Raw genomic sequence first — 22,589 nt, forward strand, 5'->3', positions numbered from 1 at the left:
CGGACCAGTAAAGGCGACGCTCCGCACACCGCGCCACACAGAGCGCTAAATACGTCCTAAAAACCTTTGCGCGCGGGGTGATTCGCGGCCTTGCGCACCGCGAATCTCACACAGGGTGGCATTTTCCGGCGCCGTGCTCACTCGCCGTCACGTCGTGTGATCGTCCATCAAATCCCTGTTCCCCACACCGCACAGAGGTCTCCCGTTTTCACCCCGGGCCGGAAAGGGGTATGCAGGGGGCATGGTGGAACATAACGGCGCCGCTTCCCCGGTGCCCGGTCTGGTACTGGCCGCCGGGACCGGCCGGCGGTTGGGCGGCCAACCCAAGGCCCTGCTGGCGTACCGCGGCGGCCTGCTGGTGGAGCACGCGGCACGGGTCCTGCGGGACGGCGGCTGCGATCCGGTCCATGTGGTGCTGGGCGCGGCGGCGCGGGAGGTACGGGACCGGGCGACGGGTCTTCAGTGGTGCGTCCTGGTGGACAACCCCTCCTGGCCGGAGGGCATGGGCTCCTCACTGCGCGTCGGGCTGGAGTCCCTGGCCCCGCTGGGCGCGCCCGCGGCACTGGTCTCGCTGGTGGACCAGCCGGGCATCGGCTCCGACGCCGTCGCCCGGGTCCTCGCCGGGGCCGCGCCGGTGTCACCGGGCACGCTGGCCGCCGCCGCGTACGGCGGCCGACGCGGCCATCCGGTGCTGTTCGGCGCCGATCACTGGCCCGCGATCACCGCCTCCGCGACCGGCGACCAGGGCGCCCGGGCCTATCTGAAAGCCCACGAGAGCGGCATCACACTCGTCGAGTGCGGGGACATCGCCGCGCCCTACGACATCGACACCCCCGCCGACCTGCGGCTCCTCTTGGACGATCTTCCCGGCGCCGAGCGGACCTGACGAACCCCCCTGCACTCGGTGCCACAAACCGTTGATCTTCCACTATGCAGAAACTATGCTCCACCCAGCAGAAGCCTCGGCCGGGCCGCACACCTCGCCGCGGCCGCACTGCCGCCGTACCCACGATGCACGGCACCCCGTGCCGCCACCGCGCCACCGCCGCACACGGTCCGCGCGGGAAGGAGTGACCGCCATGTCCGCAGCAGCGCCGCAGGAACCGGCCGTCGTCGTCGCCGCCGGAACCGTCCCGCGATCCGAGGAGGTGCTGACCGACGAGGCGCTGACATTCGTCGCCGCCTTGCACCGCCGGTTCACGCCACGCCGGTCCGAACTGCTGGCCCGCCGCAGGGAGCGCCGCGACGAGATCGCCCGCACCGCCCGCCTGGACTTCCTTCCGGAGACCGCCGCGATCCGCGACGGCGACTGGCGGGTGGCCCCCGCACCGGAGGCGCTGAACGACCGTCGAGTGGAGATCACCGGCCCCACCGACCGCAAGATGACGATCAACGCGCTGAACTCCGGCGCCAGGGTCTGGCTCGCGGACTTCGAGGACGCGTCCGCGCCCACCTGGGAGAACGTCGTACTGGGCCAGCTCAACCTGATCGACGCCTACGAGCGGCGGATCGACTTCACCACCCCCGAGGGCAAGTCCTACGCGCTGCGCCCCGACGAGGAGCTGGCCACCGTGGTCATGCGCCCGCGCGGCTGGCACCTGGACGAGCGCCACCTGGTGGTGGACGGCGAGCCGGTGCCGGGCGCGTTCGTGGACTTCGGCCTGTACTTCTTCCACAACGCCCAGCGGCTGCTGGCCAAGGGCAAGGGGCCCTACTTCTACCTGCCGAAGACCGAGTCGCACCTGGAAGCCCGGCTGTGGAACGACGTCTTCGTCTTCGCCCAGGACTACCTGGGCGTTCCGCAGGGCACCATCCGGGCCACCGTGCTGATCGAGACCATCACCGCGGCGTTCGAGATGGAGGAGATCCTCTACGAACTGCGCGACCACGCCAGCGGGTTGAACGCGGGGCGCTGGGACTACCTGTTCTCGATCGTGAAGAACTTCCGTGACGGCGGGGAGAAGTTCGTCCTCCCGGACCGCAACGCGGTCACCATGACCGCGCCGTTCATGCGCGCCTACACCGAACTGCTGGTCCGCACCTGCCACAAGCGCGGCGCGCACGCCATCGGCGGCATGGCCGCGTTCATCCCCTCGCGCCGCGATCCGGAGGTCAACGCCCAGGCGCTGGAGAAGGTCAAGGCCGACAAGGACCGTGAGGCGGCCGACGGCTTCGACGGTTCCTGGGTCGCCCACCCCGACCTGGTGCCGGTGGCCCGCGCCAGCTTCGACGCGGTGCTCGGCGACCGGCCCAACCAGAAGGACCGGCTGCGCGAGGACGTCCATGTCACCGCCGGTCAGCTGCTCGCCATCGACTCGCTGGACGCCAGGCCGACGTACGAGGGGCTGCGCAACGCGGTGCAGGTCGGCATCCGCTACATCGAGGCCTGGCTGCGCGGGCTCGGCGCGGTGGCCATCTTCAACCTGATGGAGGACGCGGCGACCGCCGAGATCTCCCGCTCGCAGATCTGGCAGTGGATCAACGCGGGCGTCGTCCTCGACAACGGCGAGAAGGCCACCGCCGAGCTGGCCCGCCGGGTCGCCGCCGAGGAACTGGCCGCGATCCGCGCGGAGATCGGCGACGAGTCGTTCGCCGCCGGCAGCTGGCAGCAGGCCCACGACCTACTGCTGCAGGTCGCCCTGGACGAACGGTACGTGGACTTCCTGACCCTGCCCGCCTACGAGTTGCTCGGCTGATCCTCGGCGGGCGGCGGGGTGACGGAACATCAGTCCCGCAGCCGTACGACGCTGTGCATACCGAGGAAGGCGTGCGGCGCGCCGCCGCCGTCGTCGGGGACGAAGCACAGCAACGCGTAGGTGCCGCGCCGCAGATGGCGCGGATGGACCAGGACGGTACGGCCGGGCGCGATGGCGCCGAGCCCGGACGGCTCGCCGGTGAACGGTGACCGTCCGGACACCGGGCCGTGCGCCAGCGCGTCGAAGTACCGGGCCAGTTCGGCGTCGGTGGTGCCGTGCCGGACGCGCTGGATCTGCATCTCGTGGATCTCGGTCGAGATGTTGCGCACCAGGAACGTGCCGTGCGCGTTGTCCACGTCCTGCGGGCGGAAGCGCGGACCGGCGTCGGTGTCCACGGCGAGCACCCGTCCAGTCGGGGTGCGCCGCAGCTGCCCATAGCGGCAGGGGCCGTGCAGCCGCAGTGCCTCCACCTCGGCGTCGGGGCCGGGGTGGCGGCGGAAGGCGGTGAGGTCCAGCAGGTAGACCCAGCCCGCGGTGATCGACTCGGTGAACTCCACCGGCACCCCCCGGGTGACGAAGGCGCCGCCCAGCGGCTCGGCGTCGCCCCGTACCGCGTGGATACCGGCGGCCGCGGTCCGCGGATCGCTGCTGACCGCGTTCACCAGGTCCTCCAGCACCCGCCGGGGCCGCACCCCGCGCTTGGGCCGGAACAGTTGGAGCTGCCGCCCGCGCCGGTCGCTGGTGTGCGCCTGGAACGTGACGTTTCCGCACTGGTGGTGCCGGGGCGCCCGGATGCCCGAACGGCTGATCCGTACGTCGATCCCGTGGTGCCGGAGCTGGGGGCGCGCGCTGACCGGGTGGGCCCCGGCGACGGTGGCGGCGAGCGCCACAGCGGTGACGGCGGCGGCTCTGGCGCCGCGCCGCAACGGTTCGATGCCCATGACAGCCCCTTCTGGTGTGGCTCGCGTCACATCAGAACACCGACCAGGGCGGATGCCAATCGACCATGCGGGCGGATCTTCGCGGGCGGCGGCCTCAGGACGGCACCGGCTCACTGACCGGGTCCACCGGGTCCACCGGCTCCACCGGCTGCGCCGGTTTGCGGCCCAGATGGTGGAAGACCACGTTGAGCACGACGGCCACCAGACAGCCCATGCTGACACCGGAGTTGAGCACGATCCGCAGATGCGGATCCACCCCGTCGTAGAAGTCGGGGGCGACGATCGGGATGATGCCGATGCCCAGGGCGACGGCCATGATCAGCAGGTTGTCGCCGTTGTCCAGGTCCGCCTCGGCGAGCGTCTTGACACCACTGGCCGCGACCGTGCCGAACAGCACGACGCCCGCACCGCCCAGCACCGGCCCCGGCACCAGGGCGATCAGCGAGGCCAGCACCGGGCACAGTCCCATCAGGAGCAGGATGAGGCCGCCGGCGGCGACCACGAACCGACTGCGCACCCGGGTGATCGCCACCAGGCCGATGTTCTGCGCGAAGGCGCTGTTGGCGAAGCCGTTGAAGAGCGGGCTGATGGCGCTGCCGAGCGTGTCGGCACGCAAGCCCGCCGCCAACACCGCCTCGTCCGCGGGCTTTTCCACCACCTTGCCCAACGCCAGGATGTCCGCCGTCGACTCGGTCAGGCAGACCAGCATGACCACGCACATCGAGACGATGGCCGGAAGCTGGAACTGCGGCGCACCGAAGTGGAACGGGGTGGGGAAGCCGATGAGGCCCGCCCTGCCGAGCGGGCTGAAGTCGGTGGCGCCGAACGGGATCGCGATCAGGGTTCCGGCGACCAGCCCGATGAGCACCGCGATCTGCCGGAGGAAGCCGGTCAGCGTCCGCCGCAGCACGAGCACGATGGCCAGGGTGATGACGGCCAGCGCGATGTCGGAGACGCTGGCCGCGGGGTGCGCCGGATCGTTTCCTGCGGCCCATCCGATGGCGACCGGCAGCAGCGAGACGCCTATCAGGGTGATCACCGAGCCGGTGACCACGGGCGGGAAGAACCGGACGAGCCTGCTGAAGTACGGGGCGACGAAGAAGCCGAGGACTCCGGCGACCATCACCGCGCCGAACATCACCGGCAGGCTGTCACGGTGCGGTGTGGTGTTGGCGATCGCCACCAGCGGTGCCACACCGGCGAACGAGACCCCGTTGACGAACGGCAGCCTGGCACCGACCTTCCAGAAGCCGAGGGTCTGCAACAGCGTGGCGATGCCCGCCGTGAACAGGCTGGCGCCGACCAGGAAGGTCAACTGGGCGCCCGACAGTCCACACGCCTTGCCGACCACCAGCGGTGGCGCGACCACCCCGGCGTACATGGCGGCGACATGCTGCAGACCGCTGGTGACGAGCTTGAGTGGGGGGAGGGTCTGATCGACCGGATGTTTGCGCTCTGCGATTGCTGGAGCCGGGTTGGCGACCACGGTGCTCCTCCTGTCGGTTACACGCTCTCGCGCGGGTTTCAGGGAGGTGGTGCGGGTCGAGGGGTTGGGGGTAGAAATGCGCCGCCCCCTGCCGTGACCATCCGGCACGGGGGCGGCGCGGCCGACCGGGGACCGTCCTCCTCAGTCGGTGTCGTGGCGGGCGTCAGTCGGTGAGCCCGGCGATTCTCGCCAGGCGTTGGGCCTCGGCGCGGGTGGTGCGGGCGATGGCGTCCTCGTCGACGGTCACGAGTCGACCGTGCTCCACCACCGGCTTGCCGTCGGTGAGCAGCAGGGTCAGTGGTGCGGCGGCGCCGAAGACCAGCGCCGCGACCGGGTCGGCGATGGACGAGTGGAGCACTCCGTCGAGCTTCCACAGCGCCAGGTCGGCGAGCTTGCCCGGTTCGATGGAGCCGATCTCCCGCTCCCGGCCCAGCACCCGGGCGCCGCCCATGGTGCCAAGCCGCAGCGCCTGGCGGGCGTTGAGCGCCTTCTCGCGGTGCTCGCCGAGCCGGTTGACCAGCAGGGCGTTGCGCAGTTCGGTGCCCAGTTCGCCGGACTCGTTGGAGGCGGTGCCGTCCACGCCGAGGCCGACCGGCACTCCGGCCGCCAGCATGTCGGGCACCCTGGCGATCCCGGCGGCCAGCCGGGCGTTGGAGGACGGGCAGTGGGCGACACCGGTACCGGTCTCGGCGAACTTGGCGATGTCGGAGTCGTTCATGTGGACGCAGTGCGCCATCCACACGTCCTCCCCCAACCACCCGGTGGACTCCAGGTAGTCGGTGGGCCCCATGCCGAACAGCTCGTGGCAGAACTTCTCCTCCTCCACCGTCTCGCTGCCGTGGGTGTGCAGCCGCACGCCCTTGGCACGGGCCAACACGGCGGCCTCGCACAGCAGTTCGGTGGAGACCGAGAACGGCGAGCAGGGCGCCACGCCGATCCGCAGCATCGAGTCGAAGGACGCGTCGTGCCAGCGGTCGATCGCCTCCTCGGTCGCGGCCAGCGCGGCCTCGGTGGACTCCACGGCGAAGTCCGGGGGCAGGCCGCCGTCCGAGATGCCGCGGTCCATCGAGCCCCGGGTGGGCGAGAACCGCACTCCCATCTCGGCGGCGGCGCGGATCTCGGCACCGAGCAGATCGCCGGCGCCGCGCGGGAAGACGTAGTGGTGGTCCATCGCGGTGGTGGTGCCGGACAGTGCCAGCGCGGCCAGGGAGCCCTGGGCCGCCGCGTGGACCATCGGCTCGTCGATCCGCGCCCAGACGGGGTAGAGGGTGACCAGCCAGTCGAACAGGTTGCAGTCCTGCGCCAGGCCGCGGGTGATCCACTGGTAGAAGTGGTGGTGGGTGTTGACCAGGCCGGGGGTGAGCAGATGGCCTTCGCCGTCGACGCGGCGTACCACGTCGCCCAGACCGGCCGGGGCGGGTCCCGCGCCGACCGACTCGATGCGGTTGCCCGCGATGACCACATGACCTCGGGAGTGCTCGCTGCCGTCCTGGTCGACGGTGGCGATGGCACAGTTCTCGATGACGATGCGCGCCGTCGCGCCGCCTTGGGCTGCCGGTGCTGCCATGGTGCTTCCTCGTTCTGTTCGTTGGCGGTCGGGCACGGCAGGGCCCTGGGGATTTGAGTGCCGGAGCCGGGCGGGGCGGTCGAGGAGGCCGCCCCACCCGTCGGGTGCTCCGGGTGCCGAGTGTGCGGAGGGTCCGTCAGAGGTTGGTCATGTCGACCGGTATCCGGGCTTCGACGCCGTCGCGCAGCACGGTCGCCTCGATCAGGCCGTACGGGCGGTCGGAGGCGAAGTACACCTCGTTGTCGTTCTTGAGGCCGAACGGCGCCAAGTCCACCAGGAAATGGTGGTTGTTGGGCAGCGAGAAGCGGATCTCGTCCACCTCCGAGCGGCTGTTGATGACGCGCGAGCCCATCTGGTACAGCGTCTGCTGCAGCGAGAGGCTGTAGGTCTCGGCGAAGGCCTGGAGTATGTGCTTCCTTGCCTGGGCGTACGAACGCTCCCAGTTGGGCGCGCGGTCCTCGTCGCTGGTCCAGTTGTAGCGCCACCAGGCGCTGACGTCGGTGGCCAGGATGCGGTCGTTGGTCTCCTTGAGCGTGGTGTACTTGTCCTTCACATAGCCCCAGAACTCCGAGTGGGTGGAGTTCAGCACGGTGAGGTCCTTGAGTCCGGCCAGCACCTCCCACCGCTCGCCGTCGAAGGTGATCTGGGCGGTGCGGACCTCCTGGCCCTTGCGGACGAAGGAATGCTTCACCTCGTCGGCGCCGATGAAGCGCGAGCTGCCGTCCGCGGTCTCGATCCGCTCCCAGGCGTACTCCTCTATCCGGATGCGCGCCCGCTTGATCGGCTGCTGGCTGGTGACGAAGTGCCGGGCGAGGTGGATGCCGAACTGCTCGGCGGAGTCGATCCCGTACTCCTTCGCGAAGGCGAAGACCGTGTTCTTGGTGGTGTCCGTGGGCAGTACGTTGGCGTTGCTGCCCGAGTAGTGGACCTCCTCCATGTCACCGGACAGGGCGACGGAGACGTTGAGGTCCTTGATGTGGTGGGTGTCGCCGTCCCGCGTGATCCTTACGACGCGGTTCTCCGCTTTGCCGTACTGGTTCTGGCCGAGAATCGTGGGCATTGTCTGCTAGCTCCCTCGGTAAACGGAGTAGCCGAACGGGTTGAGCAGCAGCGGTACGTGGTGGTGCTCGCCCGGTCGTACGGCGAAGGTGACCGTCACTTCGGGGAAGAACGGACCGCTGTCCCGATTCGCGGGGGCGTCCTGCTGCACATCGGCTTGCTTCTTCTCGAAGTACGGCTCGACCTCGAAGAGGAGCCGTACATGGGTGGTGCCCTCGGGGAGGGCGGGCAGGTCCTTGCAGCGCCCGTCGGCGTCCGTGCTGGAGGCGCCGTGCGCGGTCCATTCGGCGTGGGCGCCGCCGCGGACCGACAGCCGCACGGGTACGCCCTCGGCCGGGCGGCCGACGCTGGTGTCCAGGACGTGCGTGGACACGGAGGTGTCCGTCATGACGGGTCTCCTTCCGCCGATGCCAGGCGGGTCAGCCGGATACGGTTGATCTTCCCCAGTTCGCCGCGGACGATCTCCCGCTCCTGTTCCAGAGTGTTGCCGATCCGGGCCCTGGCCGCGTCCCTCATCTGCTCGCCGGTGAGCCCGGTGGCGCAGATCAGGAAGACATGCCCGAACCGCTCCTGGTAGGCCAGGTTGAGTTCGAGCAGTTCGGCCCTGAGCCGGTCCGACGCCCCGGCCATACCGCGCTGTTCACGCGCCGAGGCGGGGTCGCCGGGCTTGGGGCGGCCGATCGGCGGATGGCCGGCCATCGCCTCGCCGAGGTCCTCGGCGGTCATCTCGCGCAGCGCGGAGTCGCTCGCCGCGAACAGCGCCTCCGCGTCGGGGTACGGGCGCTTGGCGAGTACCGCGGCCGCCCAGGCGGTGGAGGCGCAGACCTCGCGCAGCAGTCGGGCGGCGGTCTCGTCGTCGACGGCGTTGAGGCGGGCGAGGCCCGCGGTGGAACGAGAAGTCATCTGCGGCCTCCAGGGCCTGCTGGACCGGGCTTGCCGGAAAGCTAGATCCAGCCGACACACGCCGTCAACACTTTGTTGAACTTTCTGCGACAGAAAGAGCCGCCACCCGGGACAAAACCGGGCGGCGGCTCCAAAATCACTGGTCACACGGCGTATGCGGGCGGTTACTCGCTGCCCTTCGCGGCGTTCTCGCGGTTGAGGTAGTTGTACACGGTGAAGCGGCTGACTCCGAGCGCGGAGGCCACCGTCTCCACCCCGTGCCGCACCGAGAAGGCGCCGCGCTCCTCCAGGATCCGCACCACCGTCTGCTTCTCCTTGCGGTCCAGTGCGGCGAGCGGGCGGCCCTGGCGGCGCTCCAGGTCGGCCAGGATGTGATCGAGCGAGTCGGCTATGTGCGGCAGCCGCACGGCGACCACCTGCTCACCCTCCCAGCTGAGCACCACGTCGTCACCCCGCGCGGCGTCCGGCGGGACCATCTCGCCACCCATGGCGTCGACCAGCGGCTTGACGGCGTCGACCAGCGGGTGGGAACCGGGCGCGGTCATGCTCACCCCTCCCCCTCGTCCACCACGTTGAGCTGGAGGGACACCCGGGTCGCGCCCGCGTCCAGGCTGCGCTCCAGCAGGTCGCGGACGGCGGCCAGCACCGCCTCGGCCGATCCCTCCGCGGTGTTGCCGAACGGACCGACGTCCACCCGGTCCAGATCGGCCGCCTGCACCACCTCGCGCGCCACCACCGCATGTCGCGGGGCCTCGTCGAGGTCGAACGGCTCCGTTGTGAACTCAACCCTCAATCGCACGCCCTCAACCTAACCGGTTCCGTGCGCGGCTCGACGCCGGCACTTGACACTCGCCACACCCATCCCCCACTCTTCCAATACGCAGAAACTAACTTCCGCGATACGAAATAGATCGCAATGGAAGACAGTGCGATTCCGGAAAGGGGCGCATCCCGGTGGGTTTCCCTGACACGCGCTTCGATGTGAACCTGTCGATCCTCTTCACCGAACTCCCGTTGCTGGAGCGCCCCGCGGCCGCGGCGGCGGCCGGGTTCACCGCGGTGGAGCTGTGGTGGCCGTGGGTCGACGCACCCACTCCCGACCAAGCGCAACTCGACGCCCTGCGGGACGCGTTGCGCACCGCGGGCACCCGGCTGGTCGGCCTGAACTTCTACGCCGGACAGCTTCCCGGCCCGGACCGCGGAGCGCTGTCGATCCCCGGCGCCGAGTCGGACCGCTTCCGCGACAACGTCGACGTGGCCGCCGAGTTCGCGCGGTCGGTCGGCTGCACGGCGCTCAACGCGCTCTACGGCAACCGGATGGACGGCGTCGATCCGGCCGTCCAGGACGAACTCGCCCTGGAGAACCTGGTGTTGGCGGCCCGCGCCGCCGACCGGGTGGGCGCGGTGCTGCTGATCGAGGCGCTCAACGCCCCCGAGTCCCCGCGCTGCCCGATCGTCAGCGCACCGCGGGCGATCGAGGTGGTGGACCGGGTCAACGCCGCCACCGGCCTGGGGAACGCCAGGTTCCTGATGGACCTGTACCACCTGTCGATGAACGGCGAGGACCTGCACGAGGTCATCGACCGCTACACCGACAAGACCGGTCACGTACAGATCGCCGACAACCCGGGCCGAGGCTTCCCCGGCACCGGCGAACTCGACTTCGACGACCTGCTGGGCCGTCTGCGCAAGGCCGGATACGACGGCTGGGTCGGCCTTGAGTACAAGCCGGGCGACGGCCCGAGCGCGGACGCGTTCGAGTGGCTGCCCAGGTCGCGGCGCGCCGCACACCACTGACTTCCCGTAACACCCGAAGGGCACCCCCAAATGACCAACGCACTCGCGGCCTCCGCCCGACCGACCCGCCCGACGATCGGCTGGATCGGGCTGGGCATCATGGGCTCCCCCATGGCCGAGAACCTCATCAAGGCCGGGTACCAGGTGACCGGCTACACGCTGGAGCAGGCCAAGCTGGAACGGCTGGCGGCGAACGGCGGCACCGCCGCCGCCTCGATCGCCGAGGCGGTCCGGGAGGCCGACGTCATCATCACCATGGTCCCGGCCTCCCCGCAGGTGGAGGCGATCGCCTACGGCGAGCACGGGATCCTGGAGAACGCCAGGCCCGGAGCGCTGCTGATCGACATGTCGTCGATCACCCCGCAGACCTCCGTCGACCTGGCCGAGAAGGCCGCCGAGAAGGGCATCCGGGTGCTGGACGCCCCGGTCTCCGGCGGTGAGGCCGGGGCCATCGAGGCGGTGCTGTCCATCATGGTCGGCGGCGAGCAGGCCGACTTCGAGCAGGCCAAGCCCATCTTCGAGGCGCTCGGCAAGACGATCGTGCTGTGCGGTCCGCACGGCGCCGGCCAGACGGTCAAGGCCGCCAACCAGCTCATCGTCGCCGTCAACATCCAGGCGTGCGCCGAGGCGGTGGTCTTCCTGGAGAAGTCGGGAGTGGACCTCGCGGCCGCGCTCGACGTGCTCAACGGCGGCCTGGCGGGCTCGACCGTACTGACCCGCAAGAAGGGCAACTTCCTCAACCGGGACTTCAAGCCGGGCTTCCGGATCGACCTGCACCACAAGGACATGGGCATCGTCACCGACGCCGCCCGCAACGTCGGCGCCGCGCTGCCGGTCGGCGCGGTCGTCGCCCAACTGATCGCGTCGCTGCGCACCCAGGGCGACGGCGGCCTGGACCACTCCGCGCTGCTGCGCTCCGTGGAACGGCTGTCCGGCCAGAAGGTGGAGGGCTGACCGCCATGGTTGCCAAGAAGATCCCCGCCATGCAGGCGGCCGTCCAGATCATGAAGGACGAGGGTGTCGACATCGCCTTCGGCTGCCCCGGCGCCGCGATCCTCCCGCTGTACAAGGCGATGGAGGTGGTGGGCGGTATCGACCACCTGACGGTCCGCCACGAAGAGGGCGCGACCCACATGGCGGACGGCTGGGCGCGCACCAACGGCAGGGTCGGGGTGGCGATCGCCACTTCGGGGCCCGGCGCCACCAACCTGATCACCGGTCTGTACACCGCGCAGGCCGACTCGATCCCGATGGTCTGCATCACCGGCCAGGCGGTCTCCCCCAAGCTGCACCAGGAGGCCTTCCAGGCGGTCGACATCGTGGAGATCGCCAAGCCGGTCACCAAGTGGGCGGTGCAGGTCAAGGAGGCGGCGCAGATCCCGTGGATCTTCCGCGAGGCCTTCCGGACCGCCCGTGAGGGCCGTCCCGGGCCGGTGCTGATCGACATCCCGCTGGACAAGGGCCAGCAGGAGATCTGGTACGACGCCGAGATCGACGCACCGCTGCCGGTCACGGCCGTCGCGCCCCACGCGCCGCGTGTCGAGGCCGCGTTGGACCTGCTGCTGGCCGCCGAGCGGCCGCTGATCCTGGCGGGCGGCGGCGTGATCCTGTCCGAAGCGTCCGAAGTGCTAAGGGAGTTGGTGGAGCACCTGCGGGTGCCGTTCCAGGTGACCCTGATGGGCAAGGGCGCCATCGAGGACGACCACGAGCTGAACCTGGGCACCACCGGCATCCAGACCTCGCAGAAGTACGCCAACGCGTCCTTCCTGGAAGCGGACTTCGTGCTCGCTGTCGGCGCCCGCTTCGGCGACCGGCACACCGGGGCGAACATCGACACCTACAAGGGCGACCGCACGTTCGTCCATGTGGACATCGACCCGGGCCAGTTGGGCCGGGTCATCGAACCGGACCTGGGCATCGTCTCGGACGCCCGGCTGTTCCTCGAAGCCCTGCTGGCCACCGCGAAGCGGCGGGCCGCCAAGGCCGACGTGGAGCCGTGGATCGAGCGGTGCCAGGAGCTCAAGCGCACCCTGGTGCGCCGGGAGGACTTCGACACCACCCCGATCAAGGCGCCCCGGGTCTACAAGGAGATCAACGAGATCTTCGACGAGGACACCTACTTCGTCACCGCCATCGGCCTGTACCAGATCTGGGGCGGCCAGCACCAGAAGGCCCACCGCCCGCGGCACTACCAGGTCTGCGGCCAGGCGGGACCGCTGGGCTGGGAGATCCCGGCCGCGATCGGCGTCAAGAAGGCGCTGCTGAGCGAGGGCCGGGACAACGAAGTGGTCGGGATCGTCGGTGACTACGGCTTCCAGTACATGGTCGAGGAACTCGCGGTCGCCGCCCAGTACAACGTGCCGTACGTGCTGATCATGCTCAACAACGAGTACCTGGGCCTGATCCGCCAGGCGTCGATCGGTTACGACATGAACTACCAGGTCGACATCCACTACGACGAGTACGGCTCCGACAACGTCAAGCTCATGGAGGCGTACGGCTGTTCGGGACGCCGGGTCTGGGAGCCCGGTGACATCCGCTCGGCCATCGAGTGGGCCCGCAAGGAGGCCGTCTCGACCTCCCGGCCGGTGCTGGTCGAGATCATGATCGAGCGCGAGGCCAACACCCCGCACGGCCCGAACATCGACTCCGTCAAGGAGTTCGAGCCCGCGCCGTAGTGCGCACAGAGCTCCGTCCGGCGGCGCGCCGACCTGTCCTGTCGCGCCCAAGCGCGCCGCCGGGCGGAACCATTGACATTTTGTTGAAGCCGTTCGTAATGTCCCGGGACACCTGACCCACGGACCCCCATCGGAAGGTCCCCATGCCCAAGCCCACACTCACCACCGAGTCCGGCGCCCCGGTCGCCGACAACCAGAACTCCGCCACCGCGGGCGTCGGCGGACCGCTGCTCCTCCAGGACCAGCACCTGCTGGAGAAGCTCGCCCGCTTCAACCGCGAGCGGATACCGGAGCGCGTCGTACACGCCCGAGGCTCCGGCGCACACGGCCACTTCGAGGTGACCGACGACGTCACCGGCTTCACCCGGGCCGCGTTCCTGTCCGAGGTCGGCAAGCGCACCGACATCTTCATCCGCTTCTCCACGGTCGCGGGCAACCTCGGCGCCGCGGACGCGGTACGCGACCCGCGCGGCTTCGCCGTGAAGTTCTACACCGAGGAGGGCAACTACGACCTCGTCGGCAACAACACCCCGGTGTTCTTCATCAAGGACCCGGTGAAGTTCCCCGACTTCATCCACTCGCAGAAGCGCGACCCGTTCACCGGCATCCAGGAGCCGGACAACGTGTGGGACTTCTGGGCGCATGCCCCCGAGGCGACGCACCAGGTGACCTGGCTGTTCGGGGACCGCGGCATCCCGGCCTCGTACCGGCACATGAACGGCTACGGCTCGCACACCTACCAGTGGGTCAACGAGGCGGGTGCGGCGTTCTGGGTGAAGTACCACTTCAAGACCAACCAGGGCATCCGCTGCCTGTCCGGCGAGCAGGCCGCCGAGCTGGCCGGAAAGGACCCGGACAGCCACCAGCGCGACCTGGTGCAGGCGATCGAACGCGGCGTCAAGCCGTCCTGGACGCTCTACGTGCAGATCATGCCGGTGGCCGAGGCGGCCGACTACCGCTTCAACCCGTTCGACCTGACCAAGGTCTGGCCGCACGCCGACTACCCGCTGCACCGCGTCGGCCGCCTGGTGCTGGACCGCAACCCGGACAACGTTTTCGCCGAGGTCGAGCAGTCGGCGTTCTCCCCGAACAACTTCGTGCCCGGCATCGGCCCGTCCCCGGACAAGATGCTCCAGGGACGGCTGTTCGCCTATGCCGACGCGCACCGCTACCGACTGGGCGTCAACCACACCCAACTGCCCGTCAACGCACCGAGGAACCCGGCGCTCAACTACGGCCGGGACGGCTTCATGGCGACCAACCCGCAGGGGCGGCGGGCCAAGAACTACGAGCCCAACTCCTATGACGGCCCGGTGCAGACCGACCAGCCGCTGGCCGCCGCTCTCGCCGTGTCCGGCCACACCGGTACGCATCCGGCACCCGAGCACACCAAGGACGACCACTTCTTCCAGGCCGGCGAGCTGTACCGGCTGATGTCGCCGGAAGAGCGGTCCCGGCTGGTGGCCAACATCGCCGGAAGCCTCTCCCAGGTCAGCCGGGACGATGTGATCGAGGCCAACCTCGCCCACTTCCACGCCGCCGACCCGGAGTACGGCAAGCGGGTCGAGGCCGCCGTGCGCGAACTGCGCGAAGGCTGATCCCCGAGGGGGACCAGATAGAGGGGGGCACCAACTCGCCCGCGCCGTCGGCCTCTTCTGAGGGGTGGAGGACCGGCGGCGCGGGCGTACCACCCCGCCCCCGACCAGAAGCCGCCCTGGCGGCTGGCGTCTGTGCGGGCGTCAGCCGCCGGGGCCGCCTGCCGGGACCGCGAGCGCGGCCCCGGATATGGTGGTAACACGACCGCCCTCCGGATCGGATCCGCCTGGAGCTCCGCAATGGCCGAAAGCGTGCCCGTCCGCTGCCCCGCCTGCCGCCGTGAACACGGATTCACCCCGCCGACCTACCCGTGTCCGTGCGGCGCCCCGGTGAACCTCGCCGTGCTGCGCGGCGGCGTGCCCACCCTGGTGCTGCACCGGACCTGGAAGGACTCCTGGGTGACGCTGCGCTGCCCGTCGTGCGGGCGGGACGACGACTGGCCGCAACCCGAACTCGGCTGCTCCTGCGGCGCCGTCATCCGGCTCCCGATCGACCGGGGCCCGTCCGACCTGCCATCCGGCGAGTCGCAACCGGCCGCCCTCCAGCACACCGGCACCTCCGGCGCCGCGCACACCGGCGTACCGCAGCCGGTACGGCGGCCTCCGTTCCGCCCGGTGACCATCCGCACCGGCGGTGACGCGGTCACCGCCGCGTCGCAGTACCTGAAGTGGCTGGGCTTCGCCGATGTGGCCGTGGCCGCCGACCGTTCGGCGACCGGGATCGACCTGCGCGGCGACGGCGTGGTGGCGCAGATCGATCCGGCCACCCGGCCGACGCCGCTGCGGGACGTCGAGACGCTCTGGCTCAACTCGCTGAACGAGGACCGCGCCGGGGCGTTCTTCTCGTTGGCCGGTTACGCGCACGACGCCCGGCTGCGCGCCGACCAGCTCGGGGTTCCGCTGTTCGTGATGGACCTGACCGGCACCCCGCAACCGGTCAACGACGCCGCCGACCACCTGATCCGCACCGCGCCCGGCGGCAGACCGGCGTGAGCGGACCGGCCCGAGCGGGCCGGTACAAGCAAGCGGGCCGGCCTGGGACGGTGGGCCGCTCCCCACCGTCCCAGGCCGGTGTCTGTCCGCGCCGGTCAGTCACCGGTGTTGGTGGCCCAGATCGGCGATCCCGCCTTGTCGTAGACGACCGCGTTGCCGTCGTCCTGCACGGCCAGGTACGCACCGTCGTTGCCGTCGGTGTTGGACGCCCACACCGGGCGCTCGCTCTCGTCGTACAGCACGACGTTGCCGTCGCCCTGCACCTTCAGGATGTTCCCGTGCGACCAGGCGTTCTCCGCCTGCCACGCGGGCTTGTTGTCCTTGTAGAGCACCAGGTTGCGGTCCTCCTGTAGCCGCAGCAGGGTCCGGCCGTTGCCCGAGGTCAGCGCTTCGTTCAGGGTGATCTGCGTGCCCGCGTGGAAGATGGCGTCGCTCATCGTCTCCCCCTTCGACTCGGCTTGCCCGATGGCCCGTGTGGGCCGCGGTGGAAACGTACGCGGGCCGAACGCGCCGCCGACAGACAGGAATCCGTCACCTCACCATGAACAGGTGCCAACGGCGCACTTCGGGCGCGGTGTTGGCCCGTGCGCGCCGGGGGCGCTCAGCGCAGGTCCTGTTCGCGGAACTCGCGGTCCGACACCACCCCGCCCGCCGCCCGTTCGCGCAGCTCGATCCGGCGGATCTTGCCGGAAACGGTCTTCGGCAGCTCGGCGAACTCCAGCACCCGGATCCGCTTGTACGGCGCCAGCACCGCCCGCGAGTGGGCGAAGACGGCCTTCGCCGTCGCCGCGTCCGGCGCCCAGCCCTCGGCCAGCACCACATACGCCTTCGGCACGGCGAGCCGCACCGGGTCCGGTGACGGCACGACGGCGGCCTCGGCCACCGCCTCGTGCTCCAGCAGCGCACTCTCCAGCTCGAACGGGCTGATCTTGTAGTCGGACGCCTTGAACACGTCGTCGGCGCGCCCGATGTAGGTGATGTAGCCGTCGGCGTCCCGGGATCCGATGTCACCGGTGCGGTAGTAGCCGCCCGCGGTGGCCGCCGCGGTGCGCTCCTCGTCGCCCGCGTAGCCGGTCATCAGGCCGACCGGCCGCCGGGTCGACAGGTCCAGGCAGATCTCGCCCTCCTCGCCCGGCTCGCCGCTGACCGGATCGACCAGCGCCACCGCGTAGCCGGGCACCGGGCGGCCCATCGATCCCGGCTTGAGCGGCTGACCGGGGGTGTTGCCGATCTGCAGGGTGGTCTCGGTCTGCCCGAAGCCGTCCCGGACCGTCACTCCCCAGACCCGCCTCACGTGCTCGATCACCTCGGGGTTGAGCGGCTCACCGGCGGCCACCACCTCCCGTGGCGGCGTGCCCAACTGCCGCAGGTCGGCCTGGATCAGCATCCGCCACACGGTGGGCGGGGCGCAGAAGCCGGTCACCCCCGCGCGGTCCATCTCGGCCATCAGCCGGGCCGGGTCGAAGCGGGTGTAGTTGTGCACGAACACCGTCGCCTCGGCGTTCCACGGAGCGAACAGGCTGCTCCAGGCGTGCTTGGCCCAGCCCGGCGAGGAGATGTTCAGATGCACGTCGCCCGGCCGCAGTCCGATCCAGTACATCGTCGTCAGGTGACCCACGGGATAGGACACATGGCTGTGCTCGACCAGCTTGGGCAGTGCGGTGGTGCCCGAGGTGAAGTAGAGCATCAGGGTGTCGTCGGCACTGGTCGGCCCGTCCGGCCGGAACCCGCGGTCGGCGCCGTACGCATCCTCGTAGGCGAGCCAGCCGGCGGGCGCGCCGCCGACCGCGATACGGGTGTAGTCGCCGGGCACACCGTCGAACTTCCCGGTGTCCGCGGCGCGTACCAGCACATGGCGGGCGGCGCCGCGCACGACGCGGTCGGTGAGGTCGGCCGGGCCGAGCAGCGGGGTGGCCGGGATGACGACCGCGCGCAGCTTCATCGCGGCCAGCGCGGTCTCCCACAACTCGGTCTGGTTGCCGAGCATCACCACGATCCGGTCACCGGCCCGGACGCCCACCGACCGCAGCCAGTTGGCGACCTGGTTGGAGCGCTCGGCCAACTCCCCGAATGTGTGGCGTACTTCGCCGCCGTCCTCCTCCACGATCCACAGCGCGGTGCGCTCGCCCGCCTCCCCTTCGGCCAGCCGGTCGAACCAGTCGAGCGCCCAGTTGAAGTGCTCCGCCTTGGGCCAGCGGAAGCCGTCGTAGGCCGCGCGGTAGTCGTCCCTGTGCCGCAGCAGGAAGTCCCGGGCCGCCCGGAACTCCTCCGTCGCCGCGCTGTCCGCCATGTGTTCCCTCCCTGGGATCGGTGCCCGTCCGGATCACATGGTGGCACCAGGCGCGCCCGGCCGCGCCCCGCGGTGTGCGGCGATCAGCTCCCGGTACCAGCGGTAGGAGGTCCTCGGGGTGCGGGTCTGGGTGGTGTGGTCGACGTGGACCAGACCGAAGCGCTGGGTGTAGCCCTCGGCCCACTCGAAGTTGTCGATCAGCGTCCACACGAAGTAGCCGCGTACGTCGATGCCCTCGGCGACCGCGTCGGCCACGGCGCGGATGTGCCCGTCGAGGAAGTCGACGCGCTCGGTGTCGTCGAGGGCGGGGTACGAGCAGCCGTTCTCGGTGATGGTGATGGGGACCAGCGCCTGGCCGTAGCGACGGCCCAGCCGTAGCAGCAGTTCGCGCAGACCGTCGGGGACGACCGGCCACCCGAAGGCGGTGCGCGGCACACCCTCGATCGGGACCAGGTCGAAGGGCAGGCCGCCGGCGTCGGCCGGGGCGCTGACGTGGGTGGGGTTGTAGTAGTTGACGCCCAGGCCGTCGACGCTGCGGTGGATCAGCGCGAGGTCGCCGTCGAGCACCGCGCCGCCGAGGTCCCCGTCCACGGCGTAGCCGGACAGATCGGGGTAACGCCCGGTCAGCAGCGGGTCGTTGAAGAGGTGGTTGTGCAGGGTGTCGTACGCCTCCGCGGCGGCGCGGTCGGCGGGGGTACCGCTCGCCGAGTGCACCGGGGTGCAGTTGTTGGCGATCAGCACCCGGGCGCCGCGCTCCCGCAGGACGCGGGCGGCCAGCGCGTGGCCGAGCAGTTGGTGGTGTGCGGTGGGCAGGGCGTCGAGCAGCAGCGTACGGCCGGGGGCGTGCCGGCCCAGTGCGTAGCCGAACACCGTGTGCACGAACGGCTCGTTGAGCGTGATCCAGTCGGGCACCCGGTCGCCGAGCCGGTCGGCGGTGTGCGCCGCGTACTCGGCGAAGCGGTACGCGGTGTCCCGGGTCAGCCAGCCGCCGCCGTCCTCCAGGGCCTGCGGCAGGTCCCAGTGGAACAGTGTGGGCAGCGGGGTGATGCCGTGGGAGAGGAGTTCGTCGGTGAGCCGGTCATAGAACGCCAGCCCGGACTCGTTGACCGGTCCGCGCCCGGTGGGCTGGACGCGCGGCCAGGCGATGGAGAACCGGTAGGCGTCCACCCCTAGTTCCCGCATCAGCGCGATGTCCTCGGGCCAGCGGTGGTAGTGGTCGCAGGCGGTGCGGGCGTGGTGCGCGTTTCTGATGGCTCCCGGCCGGGCGGTGAACGCGTCCCAGACGCTGGGGCCTCGGCCGTCCTCCTCGGTGGCGCCCTCGATCTGGTAGGCGGCGGTGGACACGCCCCAGCGGAACGTCGGCGGCAGTGCGGGGATGTGCGGCATGGGCGCGGCCCCTTCCACGCGAACATGAGGACGGCTCATGATAGTTACTCGCCGCTGGAAGAACAGATCCTGCACAGTGGTTGGTATGAAGTCCGCCCCGCTCCGCCGCCGTCCCGTGCAACAGCGCAGCCTGGAACGGTTCGAGCGGATCCTCGACGCCGGGGCGGAGCTGCTGGACGAGGCCGGGTACGGCGGGCTCACCACCCGTGAGGTGGCGCGGCGCGCCGAGGTGCCGATCGGCACGCTCTACCAGTTCTTCGCCGGCAAGGACGGGCTGGTGGCGGCGCTGGCCGCGCGCAATCTGGAGCGGTACCTGGACCGGCTGGCGCGGCGCGTGGAGGCGCAACCGCCTTCGGGTACCGGGGAGTTGGTCGACCTGGCCGTCGATGAGTTCGTCGCCATGAAGCGGACGGTTCCCGGGTTCGCGGTGGTGGACTTCGGGCTGACCGGGCGGCCCGGCACGGATGCGGAGCAGCACGTGCTGGACGACGTGCTGGACAACAACGCCACGGTGGCGGAGCGGTTGCGGGCCGCCGGCTCGCTGGAGGGCGTGGGTTCGGCACTCGCCCTGCGGGTGGCGGTGGAGTGCGCGGACGCGGTGCTGCAACTCGCCTTCCGGGCGGACCCGGAAGGCGATCCGTCGCTCATCGCCGAGTGCAAGCGGGTGGTGCGGCTCTACCTGGGGGCGGTGTAGTCGCCTTCGAGGGGACGCCCCGCACCCCTCAGGCGCGGGAGACGTCCTTGCGGCTGACCGCCATGTAGGCGACGAACAGCGCGATGACCACCGCCAGCCCCAGACTCACCGGCCCCGTGCCCAGGTTGAGGCCACCGCGGCTGGTGGGGACGCCCATCCAGTCGGCGAACGAGGCGCCCAGCGGGCGGGTCACGATGTAGGCGAACCAGAAGGCGAAGATCTCGTTGAGCCCCAGCTTCCAGTAGGCCAGCGCCGGAATGGCGATCAGTACCGCGAACATCACGCCCGAGGAGAAGTAGCCCAGCTTCATGTTGACCGCGGTCATGTCGCCCGCGGCGGTGCCCAGCGCGAACGTCGCCATGACCGTGGCCCAGTAGAAGACCTCGCGGCGGCGGGTGTGGATGCTGTGGATGGACAGCGTCTTCTCGCTGACGTACCAGGCGGCGAAGATCCCGGCCAGCACCAGCACGTAGAACGCGGTGGACGCGAAGTACGGGATGCCCAGTCCGACGTGCAGCACATCGGCCGCCATGGTGCCGAACACGCTGACCATGGTGACGGCCAGCCAGTAGACCCAGGAGACATAGCGGCGCGCGGAGAACTGGAGGGCGAGCGCGGCCACCAGGGCCAGGCCCGCGATGCCGACCGCGACCATCGGGTTGAGCACCCGGGCCAGGTAGTCCGAGGTGGTCTCGCCCATGCCGGTGGTCAGCACCTTGATGATCCAGAAGTAGGCGGTCACTTCCGGAACCTTGCTCATCGCGTGCCGCACTGGGGCCGCGGGCCGGTCCAGCCGGAGCTGCTCTGTCGTCATGGCGGCACAGAATGGCACACGAACCCATGAGTTCCCTCTGAACGTCCTCATCCACAGGGCGCTACCGGCATACCACGCGTATCACCCCGCGAAGTTCGCCCGCAGTTCGACCTTGCGCACCTTGCCGCTCACCGTCATCGGGAAGCTGTCAACGATCCGCAGATGGCGCGGAACCTTGAAGTGCGCCAGGCGCCCCCGGCAGAAGGCGGTGATCTCCTCCAGGGTGGGCTCGTCGGCCGCGTCGCGCGGGATGACACAGGCGAGGATCTCCTCGCCGTACCGCTCGTCGGGAACACCGACCACCTGGACGTCGGCGATCTTGGGATGGGTGTAGAGGAACTCCTCGATCTCCCGTGGATAGACGTTCTCACCACCACGGATGATCATGTCCTTGATCCGGCCGACGATCGTGACGTAGCCGTCCTCGCGCATCACCGCCAGGTCCCCGGTGTGCATCCAGCGGGCGGAGTCGATCACCTCGGCGGTGCGCTGCGGCTCCTGCCAGTAGCCGAGCATCACCGAGTAGCCGCGGGTGCACAGCTCGCCCGCCTCGCCGCGCGGTACGGTCCGCCCGGTCACCGGGTCGATGACCTTGACCTCCAGGTGCGGCAGCACCCGGCCGACCGTCCCGGTTCGGCGCTCCAGGTCGTCGTCGGCGCGGGTCTGGGTGGAGACCGGCGAGGTCTCCGTCATCCCGTAGCAGATGGCCACCTGCGCCATGTGCATCTCGGCGACCACCCGTTTCATCACCTCCACCGGGCACGGCGATCCGGCCATGATCCCGGTGCGCAGCGACGACAGGTCGTACGAGGCGAACTCCGGCAGGTTCAGCTCCGCGATGAACATCGTCGGCACCCCGTACAGGGAGGTGCAGCGCTCCGCGGCCACCGCGCGCAGCGTGGCCGACGGGTCGAACGTCGGTGCCGGGATGACCATGCAGGCGCCGTGGCTGGTGGCGGCCAGGTTGCCCATCACCATGCCGAAGCAGTGGTAGAAGGGCACCGGCAGGCAGATCCGGTCCGCTTCGGTGTAGCCGACCAACTCCCCCACGAAGTAGCCGTTGTTGAGGATGTTGTGGTGGGAGAGCGTGGCGCCCTTGGGGAAGCCCGTGGTGCCCGAGGTGTACTGGATGTTGACCGGGTCGTCGCAGCTCAGCCCCGCCTGGGCGGCGGCTGGCTGGTCGGCCGGTACCGTCTCGGCGGCGGCGGTCAGTTCGTCCCAGCTCGGGTCGCCGATGTGGACCACGTCCTGGAGCGCCGGGCAGTCACCCTGGGTCTGTTCGACCATCTTCCGGTAGTCACTGGTCTTGTAGGCGGTCGAGGCGACCAGCAGCCGCACCCCGGACTGGTTCAGGGCGTACGCCAACTCATGGACGCGGTAGGCGGGGTTGATGTTCACCATGATCGCGCCGATCCGCGCGGTGGCGTACTGGACCAGTACCCACTCCGGGCAGTTGACCGCCCAGATGCCGACCCGGTCGCCCTTGCCGACCCCCTTCGCCAGCAGACCGCGCGCCACCGTGTCGACCGCGCGCCCGAACTCCCGGTAGGTCCAACGCCGTCCGCTCGCCATGTCGACCAGCGCCTCGCGGTCCGGGAAGGCGGCGACCGCGCGGTCCAGACTGGCGCCGATCGTGTCACCGAGCAGCGGGGTCGTTCCGGTGCCGCTGCTGTACGAGAGTGTGGTCATC

Annotated in this window: 21 protein-coding genes; 8 read left to right on the forward strand and 13 right to left on the reverse strand. The window is 70.2% G+C overall.

Annotated elements, in window-relative coordinates:
- Positions 1 to 241: 241 nt before the first annotated feature.
- Together O5O46_RS17700 and aceB are read left to right on the forward strand one after the other, a co-directional pair.
- Positions 242 to 886: a nucleotidyltransferase family protein gene (locus O5O46_RS17700; RefSeq protein ID WP_269856432.1), complete on the forward strand. Its 645-nt coding sequence runs from the start codon at positions 242 to 244 to the stop codon at positions 884 to 886.
- 193 nt (positions 887 to 1,079) lie between these two features.
- Positions 1,080 to 2,696 (forward strand): malate synthase A, encoded by a 1,617-nt coding sequence (gene aceB / locus O5O46_RS17705; protein ID WP_269856433.1) that lies wholly within the window; start codon positions 1,080 to 1,082, stop codon positions 2,694 to 2,696.
- 29 nt (positions 2,697 to 2,725) lie between these two features.
- Here aceB and O5O46_RS17710 read toward each other — a convergent pair whose 3' ends face one another.
- The 8 genes from O5O46_RS17710 to O5O46_RS17745 all read right to left on the reverse strand — a co-directional run bounded on the left by O5O46_RS17710 (position 2,726) and on the right by O5O46_RS17745 (position 9,451).
- Positions 2,726 to 3,637: a hypothetical protein gene (locus tag O5O46_RS17710; RefSeq protein ID WP_269856434.1), complete on the reverse strand. Its 912-nt coding sequence runs from the start codon at positions 3,635 to 3,637 to the stop codon at positions 2,726 to 2,728.
- A gap of 94 nt (positions 3,638 to 3,731) precedes the next feature.
- On the reverse strand, positions 3,732 to 5,123 hold the full coding sequence (locus tag O5O46_RS17715) for a nucleobase:cation symporter-2 family protein (protein WP_269856435.1): 1,392 nt from the start codon (positions 5,121 to 5,123) through the stop codon (positions 3,732 to 3,734).
- A 163-nt stretch (positions 5,124 to 5,286) separates the two neighbouring features.
- Positions 5,287 to 6,690, reverse strand: coding sequence for an 8-oxoguanine deaminase (locus O5O46_RS17720; protein ID WP_269856436.1), 1,404 nt, complete (start codon positions 6,688 to 6,690; stop codon positions 5,287 to 5,289).
- A 136-nt stretch (positions 6,691 to 6,826) separates the two neighbouring features.
- The gene (pucL, locus tag O5O46_RS17725; RefSeq protein WP_269856437.1) at positions 6,827 to 7,750 is read right to left on the reverse strand and encodes a factor-independent urate hydroxylase; all 924 of its coding nucleotides are present in this window, start codon (positions 7,748 to 7,750) and stop codon (positions 6,827 to 6,829) included.
- 6 nt (positions 7,751 to 7,756) lie between these two features.
- A complete protein-coding gene (uraH, locus tag O5O46_RS17730) occupies positions 7,757 to 8,137 on the reverse strand; it encodes a hydroxyisourate hydrolase (RefSeq protein WP_269856438.1) in 381 nt (126 codons plus the stop codon).
- Complete coding sequence (gene uraD / locus O5O46_RS17735) at positions 8,134 to 8,652, reverse strand: 2-oxo-4-hydroxy-4-carboxy-5-ureidoimidazoline decarboxylase (protein WP_269856439.1); 519 nt, start codon at positions 8,650 to 8,652, stop codon at positions 8,134 to 8,136. The genes uraH and uraD overlap by 4 nt, the downstream gene beginning before the upstream one ends.
- A 164-nt stretch (positions 8,653 to 8,816) precedes the next feature.
- Complete coding sequence (locus tag O5O46_RS17740; RefSeq protein ID WP_269856440.1) at positions 8,817 to 9,197, reverse strand: helix-turn-helix domain-containing protein; 381 nt, start codon at positions 9,195 to 9,197, stop codon at positions 8,817 to 8,819.
- A gap of 2 nt (positions 9,198 to 9,199) precedes the next feature.
- Positions 9,200 to 9,451, reverse strand: a complete 252-nt coding sequence (locus tag O5O46_RS17745; protein WP_269856441.1) for a thiamine-binding protein — start codon at positions 9,449 to 9,451, stop codon at positions 9,200 to 9,202.
- A gap of 155 nt (positions 9,452 to 9,606) precedes the next feature.
- On the opposite strand from O5O46_RS17745, the gene O5O46_RS17750 reads away from it, so the two are divergent.
- From O5O46_RS17750 to O5O46_RS17770, 5 genes are all read left to right on the forward strand, one after another.
- The gene (locus O5O46_RS17750) at positions 9,607 to 10,449 is read left to right on the forward strand and encodes a TIM barrel protein (RefSeq protein ID WP_269856442.1); all 843 of its coding nucleotides are present in this window, start codon (positions 9,607 to 9,609) and stop codon (positions 10,447 to 10,449) included.
- Positions 10,450 to 10,479: 30 nt separating this feature from the next.
- The gene (locus tag O5O46_RS17755; RefSeq protein WP_269856443.1) at positions 10,480 to 11,403 is read left to right on the forward strand and encodes a 2-hydroxy-3-oxopropionate reductase; all 924 of its coding nucleotides are present in this window, start codon (positions 10,480 to 10,482) and stop codon (positions 11,401 to 11,403) included.
- Between the two features lie 5 nt (positions 11,404 to 11,408).
- Positions 11,409 to 13,127 (forward strand): glyoxylate carboligase, encoded by a 1,719-nt coding sequence (gene gcl, locus O5O46_RS17760; protein WP_269856444.1) that lies wholly within the window; start codon positions 11,409 to 11,411, stop codon positions 13,125 to 13,127.
- 143 nt (positions 13,128 to 13,270) lie between these two features.
- Positions 13,271 to 14,725 (forward strand): catalase, encoded by a 1,455-nt coding sequence (locus tag O5O46_RS17765; protein ID WP_269856445.1) that lies wholly within the window; start codon positions 13,271 to 13,273, stop codon positions 14,723 to 14,725.
- Between the two features lie 237 nt (positions 14,726 to 14,962).
- Complete coding sequence (locus O5O46_RS17770) at positions 14,963 to 15,715, forward strand: hypothetical protein (RefSeq protein ID WP_269856446.1); 753 nt, start codon at positions 14,963 to 14,965, stop codon at positions 15,713 to 15,715.
- A gap of 95 nt (positions 15,716 to 15,810) precedes the next feature.
- Here the strand turns inward: O5O46_RS17770 and O5O46_RS17775 are convergent, their stop codons facing one another.
- The 3 genes from O5O46_RS17775 to O5O46_RS17785 form a co-directional block, all read right to left on the reverse strand.
- The gene (locus O5O46_RS17775; RefSeq protein ID WP_269856447.1) at positions 15,811 to 16,152 is read right to left on the reverse strand and encodes a hypothetical protein; all 342 of its coding nucleotides are present in this window, start codon (positions 16,150 to 16,152) and stop codon (positions 15,811 to 15,813) included.
- A gap of 164 nt (positions 16,153 to 16,316) precedes the next feature.
- The gene (locus O5O46_RS17780) at positions 16,317 to 18,005 is read right to left on the reverse strand and encodes an AMP-binding protein (protein WP_269856448.1); all 1,689 of its coding nucleotides are present in this window, start codon (positions 18,003 to 18,005) and stop codon (positions 16,317 to 16,319) included.
- 33 nt (positions 18,006 to 18,038) lie between these two features.
- Positions 18,039 to 19,391 carry a GH1 family beta-glucosidase gene (locus tag O5O46_RS17785; protein WP_269856449.1) on the reverse strand — a complete coding sequence of 451 codons (1,353 nt, stop codon included), beginning with the start codon at positions 19,389 to 19,391 and terminating at the stop codon, positions 18,039 to 18,041.
- 85 nt (positions 19,392 to 19,476) lie between these two features.
- On the opposite strand from O5O46_RS17785, the gene O5O46_RS17790 reads away from it, so the two are divergent.
- Positions 19,477 to 20,085: a TetR/AcrR family transcriptional regulator gene (locus O5O46_RS17790; protein ID WP_269856450.1), complete on the forward strand. Its 609-nt coding sequence runs from the start codon at positions 19,477 to 19,479 to the stop codon at positions 20,083 to 20,085.
- A 28-nt stretch (positions 20,086 to 20,113) separates the two neighbouring features.
- Here the strand turns inward: O5O46_RS17790 and O5O46_RS17795 are convergent, their stop codons facing one another.
- The gene (locus O5O46_RS17795; protein WP_269856451.1) at positions 20,114 to 20,899 is read right to left on the reverse strand and encodes a COG4705 family protein; all 786 of its coding nucleotides are present in this window, start codon (positions 20,897 to 20,899) and stop codon (positions 20,114 to 20,116) included.
- 81 nt (positions 20,900 to 20,980) lie between these two features.
- Positions 20,981 to 22,588, reverse strand: a complete 1,608-nt coding sequence (locus O5O46_RS17800) for an AMP-binding protein (RefSeq protein ID WP_269856452.1) — start codon at positions 22,586 to 22,588, stop codon at positions 20,981 to 20,983.
- Position 22,589: the final 1 nt, after the last annotated feature.

Origin of the sequence: Streptomyces sp. RPT161, from assembly GCF_027533845.1 — a bacterium.
In the GTDB taxonomy this organism is placed as follows: Bacteria; Actinomycetota; Actinomycetes; order Streptomycetales; family Streptomycetaceae; genus Streptantibioticus_A; species Streptantibioticus_A silvisoli_A.